General features: G+C 69.5%; 16 protein-coding genes and 1 pseudogene. 10 read left to right on the top strand and 7 right to left on the bottom strand.

From position 1 onward, the window contains the following. Positions 1-8 precede the first annotated feature (8 nt). Positions 9-311 (bottom strand): TraR/DksA family transcriptional regulator, encoded by a 303-nt coding sequence (locus ACEXOR_RS02555; protein ID WP_374847830.1) that lies wholly within the window; start codon positions 309-311, stop codon positions 9-11. Between the two features lie 43 nt (positions 312-354). Continuing rightward, complete coding sequence (locus tag ACEXOR_RS02560) at positions 355-597, bottom strand: hypothetical protein (RefSeq protein ID WP_374847831.1); 243 nt, start codon at positions 595-597, stop codon at positions 355-357. A 55-nt stretch (positions 598-652) separates the two neighbouring features. On the opposite strand from ACEXOR_RS02560, the gene ACEXOR_RS02565 reads away from it, so the two are divergent. Both ACEXOR_RS02565 and ACEXOR_RS02570 read left to right on the top strand, forming a co-directional pair. Further along, on the top strand, positions 653-1,147 hold the full coding sequence (locus tag ACEXOR_RS02565; RefSeq protein WP_374847832.1) for an 8-oxo-dGTP diphosphatase: 495 nt from the start codon (positions 653-655) through the stop codon (positions 1,145-1,147). A gap of 33 nt (positions 1,148-1,180) precedes the next feature. After that, on the top strand, positions 1,181-2,674 hold the full coding sequence (locus tag ACEXOR_RS02570; RefSeq protein WP_374847833.1) for an SDR family NAD(P)-dependent oxidoreductase: 1,494 nt from the start codon (positions 1,181-1,183) through the stop codon (positions 2,672-2,674). A gap of 71 nt (positions 2,675-2,745) precedes the next feature. Here ACEXOR_RS02570 and ACEXOR_RS02575 read toward each other — a convergent pair whose 3' ends face one another. Genes ACEXOR_RS02575 through ACEXOR_RS02585 form a run of 3 tightly spaced genes read right to left on the bottom strand, consistent with a single transcriptional unit; the run spans position 2,746 to position 7,565 of the window. Then, the gene (locus tag ACEXOR_RS02575) at positions 2,746-4,749 is read right to left on the bottom strand and encodes an ABC transporter ATP-binding protein (protein WP_374847834.1); all 2,004 of its coding nucleotides are present in this window, start codon (positions 4,747-4,749) and stop codon (positions 2,746-2,748) included. Then, on the bottom strand, positions 4,746-6,482 hold the full coding sequence (locus tag ACEXOR_RS02580; protein ID WP_374847835.1) for an ABC transporter ATP-binding protein: 1,737 nt from the start codon (positions 6,480-6,482) through the stop codon (positions 4,746-4,748). Before ACEXOR_RS02580 ends, ACEXOR_RS02575 begins: the two co-directional genes overlap by 4 nt. A gap of 48 nt (positions 6,483-6,530) precedes the next feature. Further along, a complete protein-coding gene (locus ACEXOR_RS02585; protein WP_374847836.1) occupies positions 6,531-7,565 on the bottom strand; it encodes a YncE family protein in 1,035 nt (344 codons plus the stop codon). Positions 7,566-7,610: 45 nt separating this feature from the next. Between ACEXOR_RS02585 and ACEXOR_RS02590 the strand changes: the two genes are divergently transcribed. Beyond that, positions 7,611-7,829, top strand: a complete 219-nt coding sequence (locus ACEXOR_RS02590; protein WP_374847837.1) for a DUF1653 domain-containing protein — start codon at positions 7,611-7,613, stop codon at positions 7,827-7,829. Between the two features lie 118 nt (positions 7,830-7,947). Continuing rightward, positions 7,948-8,592 carry an HAD family hydrolase gene (locus ACEXOR_RS02595; protein WP_374848043.1) on the top strand — a complete coding sequence of 215 codons (645 nt, stop codon included), beginning with the start codon at positions 7,948-7,950 and terminating at the stop codon, positions 8,590-8,592. A 315-nt stretch (positions 8,593-8,907) separates the two neighbouring features. On the opposite strand, the pseudogene ACEXOR_RS02600 reads toward ACEXOR_RS02595, so the two are convergent. Beyond that, a pseudogene (locus ACEXOR_RS02600) lies at positions 8,908-10,056 on the bottom strand (ATP-binding protein); the annotation flags it as partial. Between the two features lie 126 nt (positions 10,057-10,182). Between ACEXOR_RS02600 and ACEXOR_RS02605 the strand changes: the two are divergent. The 6 genes from ACEXOR_RS02605 to ACEXOR_RS02630 all read left to right on the top strand — a co-directional run bounded on the left by ACEXOR_RS02605 (position 10,183) and on the right by ACEXOR_RS02630 (position 18,276). After that, positions 10,183-11,496 (top strand): GAF domain-containing protein, encoded by a 1,314-nt coding sequence (locus ACEXOR_RS02605; protein ID WP_374847838.1) that lies wholly within the window; start codon positions 10,183-10,185, stop codon positions 11,494-11,496. Positions 11,497-11,567: 71 nt separating this feature from the next. Then, positions 11,568-13,145: an acetaldehyde dehydrogenase ExaC gene (gene exaC / locus ACEXOR_RS02610; protein WP_374847839.1), complete on the top strand. Its 1,578-nt coding sequence runs from the start codon at positions 11,568-11,570 to the stop codon at positions 13,143-13,145. Beyond that, positions 13,145-13,597, top strand: a complete 453-nt coding sequence (locus ACEXOR_RS02615) for a DUF779 domain-containing protein (protein ID WP_445451946.1) — start codon at positions 13,145-13,147, stop codon at positions 13,595-13,597. The genes exaC and ACEXOR_RS02615 overlap by 1 nt, the downstream gene beginning before the upstream one ends. A gap of 29 nt (positions 13,598-13,626) precedes the next feature. Continuing rightward, the gene (locus ACEXOR_RS02620) at positions 13,627-14,304 is read left to right on the top strand and encodes a hypothetical protein (protein WP_374847840.1); all 678 of its coding nucleotides are present in this window, start codon (positions 13,627-13,629) and stop codon (positions 14,302-14,304) included. Between the two features lie 797 nt (positions 14,305-15,101). Beyond that, positions 15,102-16,520, top strand: coding sequence for a hypothetical protein (locus ACEXOR_RS02625; RefSeq protein WP_374847841.1), 1,419 nt, complete (start codon positions 15,102-15,104; stop codon positions 16,518-16,520). A gap of 202 nt (positions 16,521-16,722) precedes the next feature. Next, on the top strand, positions 16,723-18,276 hold the full coding sequence (locus ACEXOR_RS02630) for a carboxylesterase/lipase family protein (RefSeq protein ID WP_374847842.1): 1,554 nt from the start codon (positions 16,723-16,725) through the stop codon (positions 18,274-18,276). A 124-nt stretch (positions 18,277-18,400) separates the two neighbouring features. Here ACEXOR_RS02630 and radA read toward each other — a convergent pair whose 3' ends face one another. Further along, the gene (gene radA, locus ACEXOR_RS02635) at positions 18,401-19,726 is read right to left on the bottom strand and encodes a DNA repair protein RadA (RefSeq protein WP_374847843.1); all 1,326 of its coding nucleotides are present in this window, start codon (positions 19,724-19,726) and stop codon (positions 18,401-18,403) included. Positions 19,727-19,734: the final 8 nt, after the last annotated feature.

A 19,734-nucleotide genomic window follows, 5' to 3' on the forward strand; every position in this document is an offset into this window, starting at 1 on the left:
GGGGGTGCCTAGAGGGTCGAGGCGCAGGTGACGCAGAGGGATGCTGTGGGGCGGGCGTCGAGGCGCGCCGGTGCGATCGGCAGGCCGCAGACCAGGCAGGTGCCGTAGCTGCCGTCGTCGACGCGGGCGAGAGCGGCCTCGGTCTCGCCGAGTCGCAGTTCGGCGGCCAGCAGCAGGCCCCGGATGCGCGACCACTCACTCGACAGGGTCGGCCCCTCCGGGTCGTGCTCGTCGTCGTCGGGCGACGACTCGCGCATGGTGCGGAGGGCCGCCATCGTGGCCGTCAGCTCGTCGATGTCGGCGCGCGCCACGGCACGTGCATCGAGGAGGCGGTCGAGCGGTGTCGCCGTGACGTCAGCCCGCCGGTGAGGGGCCGTCAGCGGGGGTGGCCTCGCCGACGAACTCCTTGAACTCGGTCTCGAGGTTCTCGTCGAACGAGTCCCTCTCGTCGTCCGCTGCTTTCGCGGTGTCGGTGGCGTCGCTCTCGTCGACGTCGGCGCGCACAGCCGACTCGTCGACGTCGCTCTCGTCGACTTCGGGCTTCTGGCCGTTGTGCTCGAACGACTCGGGCTCGAGGGGATCGATGAAGGTGCTCATACCTCAACGGTACGCCCGAAACATCCCGAACACATGGTCGGGATACGATCCACGGGTGTCTCCCGTCTCGCCCTACCAGGTCTGCGTCGCGTTCCTCACGCGCACCGGCGCCGACGGCCGCACCGAGGTGCTGCTCGGTCGCAAGAAGACCGGTCTGGGCTCCGGCAATGTGGTGGGGCTGGGCGGCAAGATCGAGGCGGGCGAGACCGCGCTCGAGGCGATCGTGCGCGAGATCGAGGAGGAGTCGGGTCTCCTCGTCGAACCGGCCGATCTCACCGAGATGGGGTTGGTGAAGTTCGCGTTCCCGTTCCGAGAGAATTGGAGCCAGGACTCGACGGTCTTCGTGGGCTCGCGCTTCACCGGCGAGCCGGAGGAGTCCGACGAGGTGTCACCCGCCTGGTACCCGCTCGACGACCTGCCGCTCGACGCGATGTGGGACGACGCGAAGTACTGGCTGCCCGGTGTGCTCGCGGGGAGCCGGGTGCTCGGAGACTTCACCTTCGGGGCCGATTGCGCCACCGTGTCGGCGTACGAACTGCACACGCCCTAGCTTGGGAGCGACCGCCAGCACGTAGAATCTGCTGTGCCCTCCGAGACCGACCCCGCCGCGACCGACGCTGCTGCGCCCGAACCCGCCGCGTCGCCCATCGACCCCGCCGAGCTCGCCGTGGCGCTCAAGGTGCTGAAGCAGATGGTGCAGCTCGACGAGGAGCACCCCGACTTCGTCACCATGCGCCACGCCACCGCCAGGATGTTCAAGGCGGTGAAGCAGAAGCGCCGGCGGGAGATCCGGGCCGAGATCGCCGAGGCCGACCGCGGCGTGGTGGCCGCCACCGCCACAGGGGCCCCCGATCGCATCGACGACGAGACGCGCGGGATGCCGATCCGCAGCGCCACCACGGCTCCCACCGCGGGCACCCTGCTCAAAGCGCGCAAGTGCTACATCTGCAAGCAGCCCTACACGCTCGTGGACGCCTTCTACCACCAGCTCTGCCCGTCCTGCGCCGCCCTCAGCCACGCCAAACGGGAAGCGCGCACCGACCTCACGGGCCGGCGTGCGCTGCTCACCGGCGGCCGCGCGAAGATCGGCATGCACATCGCGCTGCGACTGCTGCGGGATGGCGCGCACACCACCATCACCACCCGTTTCCCGCGCGATGCGGTACGCCGGTTCACGAGCCTGCCCGACTCGGCGGAGTGGATCCATCGACTCACCGTCGTGGGCATCGACCTCCGCGATCCCGCTCAGGTGATCGGGCTCGCCGAGGCCGCCGCCGGTCCGCTCGACATCCTGATCAACAACGCCACACAGACCGTGCGGCGTTCGCCCGGTGCCTACCAGCCCCTGGTCGACGCCGAGCTGGCGCCGCTGCCCGACGGGCCGCTGCCCGAGCTGGTGACGTTCGGGCACACCAACGACCGGCATCCGCAGTCGCTCGCCCAGTCGGTGAGCGCGCATCCGATTCTCGCGGCGGCCGCGGCGAAGGCCGACGAGCTCACCGCCCAGGCCCTCGCCGCCGGGTCGAGCTCGCTCGCGCGGCACGCGGCGGGTACGGCCATCGACGCCGGCGGGCTCGTTCCCGACCTGCACGACATCAACTCCTGGACCCAGCGCGTGGAGGAGGTCGACCCGCTCGAGATGCTCGAGGTTCAGCTCGCGAACACCACGGCCCCGTTCATCCTGATCTCGCGGCTGCGGCCGGCGCTCGCCGCGAGCGAGGCCCGCCGCCGTTACGTGGTGAACGTGAGCGCCATGGAGGGCGTGTTCGGGCGCGGATACAAGGGGCCGGGGCATCCGCACACCAACATGGCGAAGGCGGCGGTGAACATGCTCACCCGCACGAGCTCGCGCGAGATGTTCGAGAGCGACCGCATCCTCATGACGAGCGTCGACACCGGATGGATCACCGACGAGCGTCCCCACCCCACCAAGGTGCGGCTTGCCGAGGAGGGCTTCCACGCCCCCCTCGACCTGGTCGATGGCGCCGCCCGCGTGTACGACCCGATCGTGCGCGGTGAGGCTGGAGAAGACCTGTTCGGCGTGTTCCTGAAGGACTACGCCCCGGGGAACTGGTGACGCGTCCGGAATGATTCGGGCGGGTCGGCGACCACTATGGCGTCCGACCCCGCCGAATCATTCCGGAGCGCCTACTCCGAGGCGGCCGCGAACTGTGCCTCGTACAGCGCGGCGTACGCCCCGCCGGCGGCGAGCAGCTCGGCGTGGGAGCCCTGCTCCACGATCGAGCCCGACTCCATCACCAGGATGAGGTCGGCGTCGCGGATGGTCGACAGCCGGTGCGCGATCACGAAGCTCGTGCGGTCGGCCCGCAACGCCGACATGGCCTTCTGCACGAGCTGCTCGGTGCGGGTGTCGACCGAGGAGGTGGCCTCGTCGAGGATGAGCACGCTGGGCTTGGCCAGGAAGGCCCGGGCGATGGTGAGCAGCTGCTTCTCGCCGGCGCTCACGTTCGACGCCTCGTCGTCGAGAACCGTGTCGTAGCCCTCGGGCAGGGAGTGCACGAAGCGGTCGACGTAGGTGGCGCGGGCCGCTTCGAGGATCTCCAGCTCCGAAGCAGCCGGGCGGCCGTACGCGATGTTGTCGCGGATGGTGCCGCCGAAGAGCCAGGTGTCCTGCAGCACCATGCCGGTGCGGGAGCGCAGGTCGTGCCGGGTCATCCGCGCGATGTCGACGCCGTCGAGCGTGATGCGGCCGCCGTCGAGTTCGTAGAAGCGCATGATCAGGTTCACCAGCGTGGTCTTCCCGGCACCGGTGGGCCCCACGATGGCCACCGTCTGCCCGGGCTCCGCGACGAGGGAGAGGTGCTCGATCAGCGGCTTGTCGGGCAGGTAGCGGAACGAGACGTCGTCGAACACGAGCCGGCCGCGTGACTCGGCGGGGGAGTCGGCGGGTGCCGCATCCGGAATCTGCTCGTCGGCGTCGAGCAGCTCGAACACGCGCTCGGCCGAGGCCACGCCCGACTGCAGCAGGTTCACCATCGAGCCGAGCTGTGTGAGCGGCTGGGTGAACTGGCGCGAGTACTGGATGAAGGCCTGCACCGAGCCGATGCTGAGCGCGCCCATCGCCACCTGCAGCCCGCCCACCACCGCGATCACCACGTAGATCAGGTTTCCCACGAACATCATCGCGGGCATGATGATGCCCGACACGAACTGCGCGCCGAAGCCGGCCCGGTAGAGCTCGTCGTTCTTGGCGGTGAAGGCCGCCTCGGTCTCGCGCTGCCGGCCGAACACCTTCACGAGGGCGTGGCCGGTGAAGTTCTCCTCCACCTGGGCGTTCAGCTGGCCGGTGGTGGCCCACTGGGCGACGAACAGCTTCTGCGACCGCTTCGCGATCACGGCGGTGATCACGACGGTGAGCGGGATGGTGACCAGCGAGATGACGGCGAGCAACGGCGAGGTGACGAACATCATCACGAGGATGCCCAGCACGGTCAGGATGCTCGTGAGCAGCTGCGAGAGCGTCTGCTGCAGGCTCTGGGCCACGTTGTCCATGTCGTTGGTGACGCGGCTGAGCAGCTCGCCCCGCGGCATCCGGTCGAAGTAGCCCAGGGGGAGCTTGTTGATCTTCGTCTCCACCTCCTCGCGCAGGGAGTAGGTGGTGCGCTGCACGATGGTGTTGAGCAGCCGGCCCTGCACCCAGGAGAAGATCGACGCGGCCACGTAGAGCACCAGCACGGTGCCGAGCACCATGGCGAGCCGGTCGAAGTCGATGCCCTGGCCGGGCACCAGATCGATGCCCGAGAGCAGGTCGGCCTGGGAGTTCTGCCCGCTCGCGCGCAGCCCCTCGATCACCTGCTCCTTCGTCGACCCGGCCGGCAGCTGGCTGCCGAACGCCCCCGCGAAGATGAGGTTGGTGCCCTGCCCGAGCAACCACGGGCCCAGCACGGTCGCGACCACACTGATGACGCCGAGCACGATCACCACCAGAACCGGGATGCGATGCGGCGCGAGCCGGCCGATCAGGCGTTTCGCGCTCGGTCCGAACGTCATCGACTTCTCGGCGGGCAGGCCGGGGCCGCCGAAGGGGCCGCCGCCGCCGGGGCCGCCGCGACGGACGGGGCCGCGGGGCGGAGCGCCGCCCGCACCGGTGCCGGCGTTCTTGCTGCCGGCGTTCTTGCTGCCGCCGCTCATGCCGCCTCCTCCGCGGTGAGCTGCGACGACACGATCTCGGCATACGTCTCCGAGGTCTCCAGCAGCTGCTCGTGGGTGCCCCGGCCCACGATGGCGCCGTCCTCCAGCACGATGATCTGGTCGGCGTCGACGATGGTCGACACCCGCTGTGCCACGATCACCAGGGTGGCGCCCCTCACATCGGCCTTGAGCGCCGCTCTCAGCCGCGCATCCGTGGTCAGGTCGAGGGCCGAGAACGAGTCGTCGAACACGTAGATCTCGGGCCGTTTCACCAGGGCCCGCGCGATGGCCAGCCGCTGACGCTGGCCGCCTGAGACCGTGGTGCCGCCCTGCGCCACGGGGGCGTCGAGCTGTCCGTCCATGGCCCGCACGAAGTCGGCGGCCTGGGCCACCTCGAGGGCGTGCCAGAGTTCGTCGTCGGTGGCGTCCGGCTTGCCGTAGCGCAGGTTCGAGGCGACGGTGCCCGAGAACAGGTAGGGCTTCTGCGGAACCAGGCCGATCAGCGACCAGAGCACATCCGGGTCGAGCTCGCGCACGTCGACGCCGTCGACCAGCACCTCGCCGGCCGTGGCGTCGAACAGGCGCGGCAGCAGGTTCACCAGCGTGGTCTTGCCGGCACCGGTCGACCCGATCACCGCGAGCGTGCGGCCGGGTTCGACGAGCAGGTCGAGGTCGCGCAGCACGGGCTGCTCGGCGCCGGGGTAGGCGAAGGATGCTCCGCGCAGCTCGATCGTGCCGTGCGACCGCAGCTCGTGCACCGGGTTCGACGGCACCCGCACCGAGCTCTCGGTGTCGAGCACCTCGGTGATGCGGTCGGCGCAGACCGACGCGCGCGGGATCATCATGGCCATGAAGGTGGCCATCATCACCGCCATCAGGATCTGCACCAGGTAGCTGAGGAACGCGATGAGCGTGCCCACCTGCATCGATCCCTCGTCGATCCGGAAGGCGCCGAACCAGATCACGGCCACGCTCGACACGTTCAGGATGAGCATGACCGTCGGGAACATCAGCGCCATCAGCCGGCCGGCTCGCAGCGCCGAATCGGTGACCGCCCGGTTGGCCTCGGCGAACCGCTCGGTCTCGATGCCCTCGCGCACGAACGCCCGCACCACCCGGATGCCCGTGAGCTGCTCGCGCAGCACCCGGTTGACGGTGTCGATGCGCACCTGCATGCGCCGGAACTGCGGCACCATCCGCACGATGATGGTGCCGAGCGCCACGAGCAGCACGGGCACGCTGACGGCGATGATCCAGGAGAGCTCGAGATCCTGCTGCAGCGCCAGCACCACACCGCCGACGGCCAGGATGGGAGCCGACACGAGCAGCGTGAACGTCATCAGCGCGAGCATCTGCACCTGCTGCACGTCGTTCGTCGAGCGGGTGATGAGCGAGGGGGCGCCGAACTGCGACACCTCCCGCTCGCTGAACGAGCTCACCCGGTGGAAGATGGCGCCGCGCAGATCGCGCCCGAGGGCCATGGCCACCTTCGCGCCGAAGTAGACGGCCGTGATGGCGGCGGCCACCTGCACCACGGTGATGCCCAGCATCCAGAGCCCGGTCGAGAGGATGTAGGCGGTGTCGCCCCGGGCCACGCCCTGGTCGATGATGTCGGCGTTCAGCGTGGGCAGGTAGAGCGAGGCCACCGACTGCACGAGCTGGAACACGACCACCAGCGCGATCGGGCGCCAGTGCGGCCGCAGGTAGTGGCCGAGAAGGCGGAGCAGGGTCATGCGCGGGCTCCTTCGGGGCGTCGGCGTCGGTTCAGCGCCATGCGAATGCTATTGCACCAACCGAACCAGACCTTCTCTGGGTGACAGCACAGCCACCAGACCGCGGACGGGATCGCGAACCATCGATGTCGGGAACCCCAATCCTGGGACACGGACGAGCGGAGGCCAAAGACGCGATTTGTCGGCGGTGATGAGGGTGCCGGAGCGCGTGAGTGCGTAGACCACCTGAGCGCTGGGGTCGAGATCGATATCGATCACCAGACCCTGGGTGTTCGTCATCCAGGTGGCGGACAAGTCGTGCAGGTCCAACTCGATCAGTTCGTCCGTGAGAACGAACAAGCGATCATGGTCGAGATCGGGAACGATCTCCGAGATCCCTGCCGCAGCCGACCGTGAGGCCACGAGCGCAAAAGAGTCAGCGTCGAACGTACTGATCTCAGCTGTCTTCGCGCCGGCCAGCCAGACGGTTCGGCGCGGGCCGTCCAACCCGATCGCGCCTGATGACGAACCGGGCACCATGGACGAGACCGTCCGGGAAGGGGTGTCGACAACCGTCATCGCGCCGCATCCCGGGCCGATGACGAACAGGTGGTCGCCCACCGAGTCGATGGTGACGTCTGCGGGAGCACAGCTGGCCGGAAGGGCGATGTCAGCCACCGGGACCGTGGCATCGGTCCCGTCCGGATGCGTGGCCAGATCGTAGACCTGCACCGATGGTGCGCCATCGTGAAGCACATAGAGCTCGCGCCGGAACGGATCGATCGCGACGTCGACGGCAGGGCCCCCTCGCGATGCGATCGTGGACACCGGCCGGGTACCACCGGCGTCCATGACCGTGATGTCTCCGGTCGATCGGTCGAGCACGTAGAGGATGCCCGTGCGGGTATCGACTGCTGCCATCGTGCTGGAGCCGGGAAGGCCCGTCAGCTCGGCGCTGATTCGGAGTGGCGCCGCGGCGGCAGCGGGTACTCCGCTGGCGGCCAACACCGCCACGACCGCGGCGACGACGGCCGCGGCGTTCCGCCCACGGCGTCGCGAGGTGGCCGGTGAATGGATGGCCGCGGTGCAGCGAAGCTGAGACATGCTCGTATACTACGCAGATCTCGACCTGATCAATAGGATTCCGGCATGCACGAGAGCGAGCCGGCACCCGGCATCTACCAGCACTTCAAGGGCGCCCGCTACGAGGTGATCGGCGTCGGTCGGCACAGCGAGACCGAGGAGACGCTGGTGTTCTACCGCAAGCTCTACGACGACTACTCGTTCTGGATGCGCCCGGCCGCCATGTTCACCGAGCAGGTCGAGCGGGACGGCTACAGCGGCCCACGGTTCACCCGCGTGGCCTGAGCGCCACGGGGCGGGCAGCGGTCGCCGCCCCGTGCACCCGCTCGGCGCATCCGTCCACCCCCTCGTGGCATCGGGGTCGCCGGGGCAGGGTGGAGGTTCGACCAGAAGGAGAACCTGCATGCCCATCACCGAGAAAGCCGTGCTCTTCGACGTCGACGGCACGCTCGTCGACTCCAACTACCAGCACGTCACCTGCTGGGTGCGCGCCTTCGACGAGGTCGGGCATCCGGTTCCGGCCTGGCGCATCCATCGCTGCCTGGGCATGGATTCCAGCCGCCTGCTCGACGAACTGCTCGGCGACGCGAAGGAGGAGCTCGGCGACCGCGCGAAAGAGCTGCACGCCGACTACTACAAAGAGGTCGCCGGCGACCTCAACCCGCTGCCCGGCGCCCGCGAGCTGCTGAAGCACCTGCGCGAGGCCGGGCACACGATCGTGCTCGCCACCTCGGCGCCGGAGGACGAGCTCGACATCCTGCGAGCGGTGCTCGACGTCGACGACGCCCTGCACGCCGTCACGAACGCCGACGACGTCGAGACGGCCAAGCCCGAACCCGACATCCTGATGGTGGCCCTCGAGCGCGCGGGGGTGGCCGCCGACGACGCCGTGATGGTGGGCGACTCGCAGTGGGATCTGGTGGCGGCGGAGCGCAGCGGCATCCGTTCGATCGGTGTGCTCTGCGGCGGCATCGGCCGCGACGTGCTCGACGCTGCGGGCGCGAGCGAGACGCACGACGACCCGGCCGCGCTGCTCGCGGCGCTCTGACCGGCTCCTACAGCGGCCGCGACCGGCGGAGGGTGCTCGCGGCGCCTGGGCGGGCGACCCGAGCAGGCTCCGTGTGAGCCGCGACCGGTCGTCGAGGAGCCCCTGCAGGGCCAGCTCGAGATCGGGGTCGGCGACGGTGCGCCCGGCCTCGGCTGCGGCCAGCACGGCGCGCCGCATCAGCTCCTTGGCGAACGACCCCGTGGTGCCCTCCGAGGCGTCGGCGGCCTCCTCCACGGCCGACGCGCTGAACGGCAGCCCGTCGGCGTAGCGGGCGAACAGGCGGCGTCGCGCCGACTGGTCGGGCAGCGGCACCTCCACGGCGAGGTCGACCCGGCCCGGCCGGTCGGCGAGGGCCTGCTCGAGCACCTCCACCCGGTTGGTGGTGAGCACGAAGGCCACGTCGGCATCGCCGTCGAGCCCGTCGAGAGCATCGAGCACGGCGAACAGCAACGGCTGCGGCCCCTGGTGCATCGAGCGGTCGCCGGCGACGAGATCCACGTCCTCCAGCACCACGATCGCGGGCTGCATCGCCCGGGCGAGCTCCGCGGCCTCGGTGATGAAACGGATGCTCGAACCGGTGAGCAGCACCGCGGTCGTTCCCGGGGTGCGGGTGAGCAGGTGCCGCACGGTCAGGGTCTTGCCGGTGCCGGGAGGGCCGTAGAGCAGCACGCCGCGCTTGAGGTGCTGACCCTGGGATCGCAGCTGCTCCCGGTGCTCGCCCACCCCCACGACGTGCCGCACCACGCTCTCCAGCACGCCCGGCGGCAGCACCACGTCGTGCTCGGCCACGTCGGGACGCGGCAGGAACGCCGCCCCGGCCGCGCGCGGACCGTACTCGTTGGCGGTGAACGACAGCACCTGGCCCCGCAGCACCGAGAGGGCGAGCATGCGCCGGGTGAACTCCTCGATGAAGGCGTCCGCGACGCTCTCCTCGGCGGCGAGCACCTCGAGCGTGGCGTTCTGGCGGCCACGCTGCGGCTGCGCCTGCCGCTGCAGCGCCACCAGCGGAGCGCCGTCGAAGGTCAGCAGGTGCAGCCCGAACGACATCACCCGGCGGGTCGACTCCGGGCCGTCGGGCACGGCGACGTAGTCGACCGGCCCGGGGGAGAACGGCGCGCGGTGCACCGACGCCAGCAGTTCGGGCAGCGCCGACTGCTCCCGCATCTGCCCGCCGGTGACGCCGATCGGGGTCGACCCGCCGTCGGCCGCGAGATCGGCGAGCGCCACGTCGGCGTCGACCAGCCGGTGGCCGGCGATCTCGTGCGTCACCACCGGCAGGGATGCGATCGGCACGCCGAGGAACTCCTGGACGTGCTCGCCGAGCGGGGTCAGAGTGGGCCGGCCCGACAGCCCCGACGGGTGGACCACCTGCTCGAGGAACCGCTGGAAGAGCTGCCCGAACTCGCGGGTGCCGTCATCGAGGGGGCCGCGGATCTCATCGCTCATACCGTCGACGCTACGCATCCCGGCCCCGATGCACGACCTTGATCTGCATCCGGAACCGTGTTAACGCGCGCGTTCGCTGAGCATCCTCGCGTCGGGAGCCCCCGCGAGGGATACTGGCTGCGATCGACGACGATTGGCGGTGCGATGACGAGCCCCTGGCTTGCCCTTCCGGGCGGGATCGGCAGTCGTCGCCCGCGCCGGGTGGTGAGCGACTCCTGGGAGCGTGCCCGCCGCCGGGCCCTCGACCCCGAGCATCTGCTGCCCGACCTCGAGGTGGGTGAAGACGTGCTCGCGGAGTTCCGGCGGGCTCATCCGCTCAGTGCGGTGCTGCCGGTGATCCGCAAACTGCTGGTGCGCGACGCCGAGGGGTCGGGGCTGCTCGTGGCGGTGGGCGACGAGATGGGCCGGCTGCTCTGGGTGGAGGGCGATGCCGCCGCCAAGCGCCGGGCCGAAGACATGCGCTTCGTCGAGGGTGCGGGCTGGGCCGAGACGCGGGTGGGCACGTCGGCCCCGGGCACGGCGCTCGAACTCGACCACGGCATCCAGATCCACGACTCCGAGCACTTCAACCGCCAGGTGCACGGCTGGAGCTGCACGGCCGTTCCGGTGCACGACCCCGAGACCCGGCGCATCCTCGGGGTGATCGACATCACCGGCGACGCTCGCGCGGTCGATCCGCACACCCTGCCCCTGGTCGAGGCCACAGCCGCCGCGGCGGAGGCCGAGCTGATGGTGCTGCGCCTGAGGGCACTCCGCGATCGCGGCATCGCCTCCGGGCGGGTGCGGGGCGAACGGATGCGCGTGACCGGCTTCGCGTCGACGGCCGGTTCGGAGCGGCCTGCGCGACACACCGCCACGCGGTCTCCCGAGCTGCACGGGCTCGGTCGCGACACGGCCGAACTCGTCAGCGTCGGTGACAGTGGCACGTCCACCCTCGAACTCAGCCCGCGGCACGCTGAGCTGCTCACCCTGCTCGCCTGGCACCGCGAGGGCCTCTCCGCGGCCCGGCTGGCGCTGCTGCTCTACGGCGACGACACCGCCGTGGTCACGTTGCGCGCCGAGGTCGTGCGGGTGCGCCGGGTGCTGGAGGGGGTGTCGCCGACGGTCGCCCTGCTGTCGCGGCCCTACCGGCTGAGCGCACCCCTCGAGCTCGACGCCCAGCGCGTGCTCTCGCTGCTGGATCGCGGTGCGCACCGGGTCGCCCTAGCGGCTCATCCGGGTGCCCTGTTGCCGGGGTCGGATGCGCCCGGCGTCGTCGAGATCCGCGAGGTGCTGCGGCTGCGGTTGCGCGAGGCGATGCTCACCGACGCCTCGGTCGACGTGCTGCTCGCCTACGCCACCACCGACGACGGCCGGAACGACGCCGAGGTGTGGACCGCGGCCCTGCGCCTGCTGCCGGCACGGTCGCCGAAGCGGGCGGGCGTGGTGGCCCACCTGGAACGCCTTATCGGCGACTGAGGCGCAACGCCTCGCAACCTCTCTCGGCGTACGGTCGTGCCATCCGACACCGTCGTCGAGAAGGAGCACTCATGACCATCATCGATCGCCCAGAGTCCGAGACCGAGGTGCCCGCCACGAGCGGCCCCGCCGTCTACGCCAACCCCGGTTCGCCCGGCTCCGTGATGAGCTACAAGCCGCGCTACGACAACTACATCGGCGGCCGCTACGTGCCGCCGGCGTCCGGCCAGTACTTCCAGAACCCGACCCCGATCACCGGCCAGACGTTCACCGAGGTGGCCCGCGGTACGGTCGCCGACGTCGATGCGGCGGTCGAGGCCGGCTGGAAGGCGTTCGGCGCCTGGGGCAAGACCAGCGTCGCCGAACGCGCCGTCATCCTGAACAAGATCGCCGACCGCATGGAGGCGAACCTCGAACTGCTCGCCGTGGCCGAGACCTGGGAGAACGGCAAGCCGGTGCGTGAGACGCTGGCGGCCGACATCCCGCTCGCCATCGACCACTTCCGCTACTTCGCGGGCTGCATCCGGGCTCAGGAGGGCGGCATCAGCGAGATCGACCACGACACCGTGGCCTACCACTTCCACGAGCCGCTGGGCGTGGTGGGGCAGATCATCCCGTGGAACTTCCCCATCCTGATGGCCGTGTGGAAGCTCGCACCGGCGCTCGCCGCGGGCAACTGCGTGGTGCTGAAGCCGGCCGAGCAGACGCCGGCGTCGATCCACGTGCTGCTCGGGCTGATCGAAGACCTGCTGCCCGCGGGCGTGCTGAACATCGTGAACGGGTTCGGCATCGAGGCGGGGGCGCCGCTGGCGTCGCACCCGCGCATCCGCAAGATCGCCTTCACCGGCGAGACCACCACGGGCCGGCTGATCATGCAGTACGCGAGCGAGAACCTCATCCCGGTCACGCTCGAGCTCGGTGGCAAGAGCCCCAACGTGTTCTTCGCCGACGTGGCAGACGAGAAGGACTCGTTCTACGACAAGGCGCTGGAGGGCTTCACCTTCTTCGCGCTCAACCAGGGCGAGGTGTGCACCTGCCCCTCACGGGCGCTCGTGCAGCGCTCGATCTACGACGGCTTCGTGGCCGACGGCCTCGACCGGGTGGCGAAGGTGAAGCAGGGCAACCCGCTCGACCCCACCACCATGATCGGGGCGCAGGCCTCGAACGACCAGCTCGAGAAGATCCTCAGCTACATGGACATCGGGAAGCAGGAGGGCGCCAAGCTGCTCACCGGCGGCGAGCGGGCCGACCTCGGCGGCGAGCTCTCCGGCGGCTTCTACGTGCAGCCCACGGTGTTCGAGGGGCGAAACGACATGCGCATCTTCCAGGAGGAGATCTTCGGGCCGGTGCTCGCGTTGACGAGCTTCGACGACTACGACGACGCCATCTCCATCGCCAACGACACCCTCTACGGGCTCGGCGCCGGGGTCTGGTCGCGCAGCGGCTCGCAGCTCTACCGGGCCGGGCGCGCCATCGAGGCCGGTCGCGTCTGGTCGAACACCTACCACCAGTACCCGGCGCACGCGGCCTTCGGCGGCTACAAGCAGTCGGGCATCGGGCGGGAGAACCACCGCATGATGCTCGACCACTACCAGCAGACGAAGAACCTGCTCGTGTCGTACGCCGACGGGCCGATGGGGTTCTTCTGATGCAGCTCCCGCCACTGACGGGGAGGGACGGCGGGCCGGATGCCGATGCCGGCCCACCGCCCTCCCGGGTGGAGGTGACGGATGCCGCGGCCGACATGCTGCGGCACCTCGCCTCCACCCACGGGCCCCTGATGTTCCACCAGTCGGGCGGATGCTGCGACGGCTCGAGCCCGATGTGCTACCCCGTAGGCATGTTCCGCACGGGCGGGTCGGACGTGCTGATCGGCACGCTCGACGTGACCGGCATCGACCCGGTGGAGGTGTACATGTCGCGCTCGCAGTTCGAGTACTGGAAGTACACGCACCTCACCATCGACCTCGTCGACGGCCGGGGCAGCGGGTTCTCGATAGAGGCACCGGAGGGCAAGCGGTTCCTGATCCGCTCGCGCCTGCTCGATGACGGCGAACTCACAGGCCTCGGTCTCGTGACTCGCGGCGCCTCCGACCGCTGATCGGCGCATCCGCTGGCTAGATTGTGGGCATGTCGACGCTCAGGCATCCCGTGGGTCCGCAGCCGAAGAAGGTCTATTGGCGGCGGAGACTCGTCGTGCTGCTCATCGTGGCCGCCATCGTGGCGGTGGTGGTGCTCATCATCGTGCGTCCCGGGTCGGGTTCGGACTCGGCAGCGGGGCCGGCCGACGGGTCGACCGGCATCGTGCCCTCCGCCTCGTCCGATGCGGCGGCCCCGGATGCGGGGGCCGCGTCGGCCGCGCCCGGCACCGTCGACGCCGGGTCGGGTGCGGCCGCCGACGCCGCGGCCTGCGCGGGTGGCAACATCCAGGTCACCCCGGTGACCGACGCGGACACCTATCCCGCCGGCGCCTCGCCGCAGCTGTCGTTCACCATCACGAACACCGGATCTGAGGCGTGCACGCTGAACGCCGGCACCTCGCAGCAGGTGTACACGATCACGAGCGGCGACGAGGTCTACTGGAAGTCGACCGACTGCCAGACCGACCCCTCCGACACTCAGGCGCTGCTCGAGCCGGGCGTGGCCGTGTCGTCGACGCCGTTCACCTGGGACCGCACGCGCTCGGCCGCCGACACCTGCGATTCCACCGCCCGGCCTGCGGTGCCGGCGGGCGGGGCCTCGTACCACCTCGACGTCTCGGTCGCGGGCATCACCTCGGCCGACTCGAAGCAGTTCGTGCTCAACTGACCCGTTCGGGTGGGCGAGAGGCTCTCACTCAGAGGGCATCGACACGTTCGCTGCAGCGCAGGCGTCGTCAAGCGCACCGAGTTCCTGATTCACCACCGAATTCTGCACACGATTGGTCGACGCGTCGGTAGCGAATTTCTGAATCGCTGCGCTCAGGGACGTCCATGTGGGGTCAACGGCGGCTGCCATGGATGCCGCTTCGATGGCCGGAGCCAGAGATGCAGGATCGGCTGGAACCCCTATTGAACCATCGAGCAAACCGTCTCTGATAGCCGTGCAAGCGGAGACTGCGGAGTTCAGTCCAGGAGTCTGGGCGGGTGCCAGAGGTGCATCACCGGGAGGGGTAATCGGATCGTCGGCGGCTGTGCCTTCGGGGGTGGTCGGGGCCACTGGAGGAGTCGTCGACGTGGACGCCGCGGGTGCACCGGGCGCCGATGGCGCGGAACTCGTCGGGATCACTGTGCTCGCTGTTGTCGCCGGTACCGCGGGCGGAGTGCAACCCGTCAGGACGACGACGGTCGAAAGAACGGCGAACGTGACTGCAATGTTTCGACGACCCAACGGAACCCCCTACTTCCTTGTTGTTTGCTAAATATGCCAGACTTCGATCGGCGAAGGGGATTCGCTTTCGAATTGACTCTGGGGGAACAATGCGGCGTGCCTTTGTGGCCGTGATCGCGACACTGCTGCTTTCAGTAGGACTGGTCGGGGCGGGCAGCTTTGCGGCTAATGCGGACGCATGCGGGGACTCTGCATGCGCCGACGTGCCCGTATCCCGGGTCGATGCAGCCCAGCGAGTGCTGGACTTCATCAACAACCCGGGCACTGGAACGCCCGCAACCCCCAAAGTGTTCATCGCTAATGGTGAGCCGGGCATTCTCGCCAACGAACTGGAACCCATCGCCAGCGGAGGCATTGCCTTGAACAGCCGCTGTGATGTCGACGTTCGCGCGCTGCAGACCATCGTGATCGTGGCGAAGCATTTCGGTTCTGCGACGATCAACGATCTGAATAGGGGATGCGCGGACCCAGCAGATGGCATCACCTGTGCGAGCAGCCAGAGCCCGGCCCACTGCTGGGATTACAACGGCAATGTGGCTACCGGCGCCATCGATTTCGGTGCGATCGGGCAGATCGGTTCTCCCTCGCAGAGTTCGGCCGACTCACTGTTCTCGTTTTTGGCGGGCGTCGTGCCCCAGGTAGCCGACGGAACGTACGTGGAGGCGCTCTGCGACGACGCTGAAAAGCCCTTCATGCATAAGTTCAATGTGCCAGGTGCCGGATGCGATCATCACCACCTCGATTTCAGGAATACCTCGTCTCCCCTCAACCTGCCGGCGGCCGCCCCGGTCGATGCCGGCGTTGTGCAGATGATCCGCGACGGCGGTGGACAGATCTGGGCCAAGGCTCCCAAGGACTATTCGAACGGTAACTGGGGCCAGCAAACACCTGGAGCAATCTCGAAGATGGCCACTGGGGGCGGGGTTCACGTCATCTTGGATGGCGGCGGAAACGTCTGGGCAAAACGAACCCTCGGTAGCGGTGGCTGGGCTCAGGAGACGCAGGGCGGCGGCATCAAGAACATCACCGTCAGTTCCAACGGCACCCAGATGATCCTCGACAATGGAGGAACGGTCTGGGCGAAGGCTCCGAACGCCGCCCTGGACATGACATGGGTTAGAGAGACGCCGGTCAATAACGGCGTCACGCAGATAGCGACCGGCGGCGCGACTCAAGTGATGGTCGACTCAACGGGGATCATTTGGGGCAAGAACAACTCTGTGGCGCTTGGAGGCTGGAGCCCGATCTCATCGAGTACGTCGGTGAAGCAGATATCAGTTGGTTCCAACGGCTGGGTGATGATGCTCGATGCTGCTGGAACCGTGTGGTTGAAGACCTCGAACACATTCGACAATGCCACGTGGACTCGCGAGACAGCTGTCGGGGCGAACACGCAGTACATCTCGACAAACGGCGGCGTCCAGGCCCTTATCGATGCCGGCGGCCAAGCCTGGGTGCGCACGTCCGTCGGTATCGACGGTTGGACTCCCCAAACCGCGGGCGGCCAGAACAAGAAAGTCGCTGTCGGCTCGAATGGGTCTCAGATGATTCTGACCACTGACGGAATCGTATACGTCAAACAGCCCAACGCCGTGTTCAGCCAGAACTGGAGCATTGAGGCCCCTGCCGGGATTCTCGACATCGCTATCGGTTGATGCTGGCAGTGACAGACCCGCGCACGCGCGGTTCCGGCGCGCAATGGGCGTGCGTTGCGGGCGTTGCGGGCGTAGAAGGGTAGTGGAGGCGGTTTCCGGCGGGTACCTGGGAACCGTTTTCCTTTGCCCGCCGGCCGGCGACGGCGCCTGAGGGTCTGGCCTGTGAGGCCGGCCGTTCACGGCGGCGGGCTACGATGCCGGGGTGAGCGCACCTGCCGGGCAGTCCCATCCGCTCGAGGTCGCCGTCACCGGCGGGGTCGTGCGTGGGGCCGCGAGGCGCGGCCTGCAGTGGTGGCGCGGCATCCCGTTCGCCGGGCCGCCCGTCGGGGCGTACCGGTTCCGGGCGCCGCAGCCCGTGGTGCCGTGGCGCGGCGTCCGTGACGCGCGCGAGTTCGGTGCGGTGGCGATGCAGTCGCGTGACGGCGCCTTCATCGGCGCCTCCCGATCGACCCCGATGTCGGAGGACTGCCTCTCGATCAACGTGCTGCGCCCGGCCGACGACCGCACCGGTCTGCCCGTGATGGTGTTCATCCACGGCGGCGCCTACAGCGTCGGCTCCTCGGCCGAGCACCCGCACAACGGCGAGACGCTCGTGCGCGAGGGCGGCGTCGTCTACGTGAGCTTCAACTACCGGTTGGGCGCCCTCGGCTACCTCGACTTCCGGCGCTACTCCACCCCCGAACGACCCGTGGATGCGAACCTCGGCCTCCGCGACCAGGTCGCCGCCCTGGAGTGGTTGCGCGACAACATCGCCGCGTTCGGCGGCGACCCGGGCAACATCACCGTGTTCGGGGAGTCGGCGGGCGGCAACGCGGTGACCACGCTGATGGCCGTCCCATCCGCTCACGGGCTGTTCGCCCGGGCGATCGCGCAGAGCCCGCCGCCGAACGCGGTGTACCTGCCCGAGACCACGGCGCTCTGGGCCGAGGAGTTCGTGGAGCTGCTGATCGAGTCGGTCGACACCGACGGCGTGGAGTCGGCCAGCGACGACCTCGCCGGCCAGGTGCTCGTCGACGCCACCGCCGACGAACTGGTGGCCGCCGCGGTGACGCTCACACTGCGCACGCCCGACGCGCATCCGGGCACCATCGCGCTCTCGCCCGTGATCGACGGCGACGTGCTGCCCGAACGTCCGCTCGATGCCTTCAAGGAGGGCCGGGCCGCGCCGGTGCCGCTCATCATCGGCACCAACGACCGCGAGGGGTCGCTGTTCACCGGCCGGCTCGACATCCTCGCCACCACGCCCAAGCGCATCCGCGCCATCTTCAAGCGCACCAAGAAGAGCGCGCGCAAGGCCATCAAGGCCGAGTACCCGGGGCTGCCCGCCAAGCGCCCGGCCGCCGACTTCGGGGGCGACTACGCGTTCTGGTACCCCACCGTGAAGGTGGCCGAGCGGCACTCGCGCTTCGCGCCCGTGCACTTCTACCGGTTCGACTTCGCGCCGCGGTTGGTGCGGCTGGCCGGGTTCGACGCCACGCACGGGCTCGAGCTGTTCGCCGTGTTCGACCGGCTGGGCGGCTGGTTCGGGCGTGCCATGACCTCGCTCGGCGGGCGTCGCGCCTTCATCAGGGCCGGGCGACGGATGCGCGCGCACTGGCTGGCGTTCGCCCACGACGGCGCGATCGACGAGGCCGCGTGGCCGGCCTACGACGAGTCGCGGCGGCTCACGCTCATCATCGACTCCACCGACCGGGTCGAGGCCGACCCGCGCGCCTCACGCCGCATCGCCTGGCAGGCCTTCGTTCCCCACGTGTGACCCGCAGGTGGCCGCGCGCGGCGCGACCGCGGGAAGGACGGAGTCTGAGCCGAACGACGGACTCACGATCCGTCGTTTCCGGGTTCGCTGCTGTTTCTCCGTCGTTCGGTGAGCCGGTGCGAGGTCAGCGGCTGAAGGCGCGGCCCAGGGCGCGAACGAGCTGGCGCGCCTCGTCGTCGATGATGGTGGTGAAGCCGAGGCGCTTGGCCTCCGCCGCCCGGGTGCGGCTCGACGCCACCGGGCGCACCTCGCCGGCCAGCGAGATCTCGCCGAAGGCCGCCAGGTCGTGCGCGAGCGGTTTGTCGTTGGCGGCCGACGCGAGCGCCAGTGCGATGGCGAGGTCGGCTCCGGGCTCGGTGAGCTTCACCCCGCCCACCGTCGACACGTAGACGTCTTTGTCGCTGAGGGCGATGCGCGCACGCCGCTCGAGCACCGCGAGGATCATGGCCACCCGCGACGAGTCGACCCCGTTCGTGACGCGCCGCGGGTTCGGCGACGGCGTGTTCACCACGAGCGCCTGCACCTCCACCGGCAGGGCCCGCCGCCCCTCGAGGGCCACCGTGACGCACGTGCCCGACACCGCATCCGACCCGCGTGAGAGGAACAGCCCACTCGGATCGGGCACCTCGGCGATGCCGTCGGCGCTCATCTCGAAGCAGCCCACCTCGTCGGTGGGACCGAACCGGTTCTTCAGAGCCCGCACGAAGCGCAACGACGTCTGCCGGTCGCCCTCGAACTGGCACACCACGTCGACCAGGTGCTCGAGCACCCGGGGCCCCGCGATCGACCCGTCTTTGGTGACGTGGCCCACCAGCAGCACCGGCATCGACCGCTCCTTCGCCACCCGGATGAGCGACGACGCCACCTCCCGCACCTGGGTGGGGCTGCCCGCCGCGCTCTCGAGCGCCGAGCTCGACACCGTCTGCACCGAGTCGACGATCACCAGATGGGGCTGCACGGCATCGATCTGCCCGAGCACGGTGGCCAGGTCGGTCTCGGCCGCGAGCATGAGCGTGGGGGAGAGGGAGTGCGTGCGCTCGGCGCGCAGCTTCACCTGCGACACCGACTCCTCGGCCGACACGTAGAGCACCCGCAGGTGCTCCTCGGCGGCCTTGGCTGCCACCTCGAGCAGCAGCGTCGACTTGCCCACCCCCGGTTCGCCCGAGAGCAGGATGGCGGCACCGGGCACGAGCCCGCCCCCGAGCACGCGGTCGAACTCCCCGATTCCGGTGGCCCAATGGGCCGCCACGTCGGACGAGATCTCGGTGATGGGCCGGGCTATGCGGGCCGAGTCGAGCACGGTGGCGCGCACGGCGCGCGAGATGCCCTCGTTCTCGGCGGCGGACACCACGGTGCCCCAGGACTGGCACTCGCCGCAGCGGCCTACCCACTTCGCGGTCTGCCAGCCGCACTCGGTGCAGCGGTATGCGCTCGCGGACTTGGTGGCCATGACTTCAC

This window comes from Herbiconiux liangxiaofengii (assembly GCF_041927335.1).
Classification (GTDB): domain Bacteria; phylum Actinomycetota; class Actinomycetes; order Actinomycetales; family Microbacteriaceae; genus Herbiconiux; species Herbiconiux liangxiaofengii.

Excerpts from the sequence above, each read along its gene's own strand:
- ACEXOR_RS02560 (WP_374847831.1), bottom strand. The coding sequence starts at position 597 with ATGAGCACCTTCATCGATCCCCTCGAGCCCGAGTCGTTCGAGCACAAC.
- ACEXOR_RS02575 (WP_374847834.1), bottom strand. The coding sequence starts at position 4,749 with ATGAGCGGCGGCAGCAAGAACGCCGGCAGCAAGAACGCCGGCACCGGT.
- ACEXOR_RS02580 (WP_374847835.1), bottom strand. The coding sequence starts at position 6,482 with ATGACCCTGCTCCGCCTTCTCGGCCACTACCTGCGGCCGCACTGGCGC.
- ACEXOR_RS02585 (WP_374847836.1), bottom strand. The coding sequence starts at position 7,565 with ATGTCTCAGCTTCGCTGCACCGCGGCCATCCATTCACCGGCCACCTCG.
- ACEXOR_RS02590 (WP_374847837.1), top strand. The coding sequence starts at position 7,611 with ATGCACGAGAGCGAGCCGGCACCCGGCATCTACCAGCACTTCAAGGGC.
- ACEXOR_RS02595 (WP_374848043.1), top strand. The coding sequence starts at position 7,948 with ATGCCCATCACCGAGAAAGCCGTGCTCTTCGACGTCGACGGCACGCTC.
- ACEXOR_RS02605 (WP_374847838.1), top strand. The coding sequence starts at position 10,183 with ATGACGAGCCCCTGGCTTGCCCTTCCGGGCGGGATCGGCAGTCGTCGC.
- exaC (WP_374847839.1), top strand. The coding sequence starts at position 11,568 with ATGACCATCATCGATCGCCCAGAGTCCGAGACCGAGGTGCCCGCCACG.
- ACEXOR_RS02615 (WP_445451946.1), top strand. The coding sequence starts at position 13,145 with ATGCAGCTCCCGCCACTGACGGGGAGGGACGGCGGGCCGGATGCCGAT.
- ACEXOR_RS02620 (WP_374847840.1), top strand. The coding sequence starts at position 13,627 with ATGTCGACGCTCAGGCATCCCGTGGGTCCGCAGCCGAAGAAGGTCTAT.
- radA (WP_374847843.1), bottom strand. The coding sequence starts at position 19,726 with ATGGCCACCAAGTCCGCGAGCGCATACCGCTGCACCGAGTGCGGCTGG.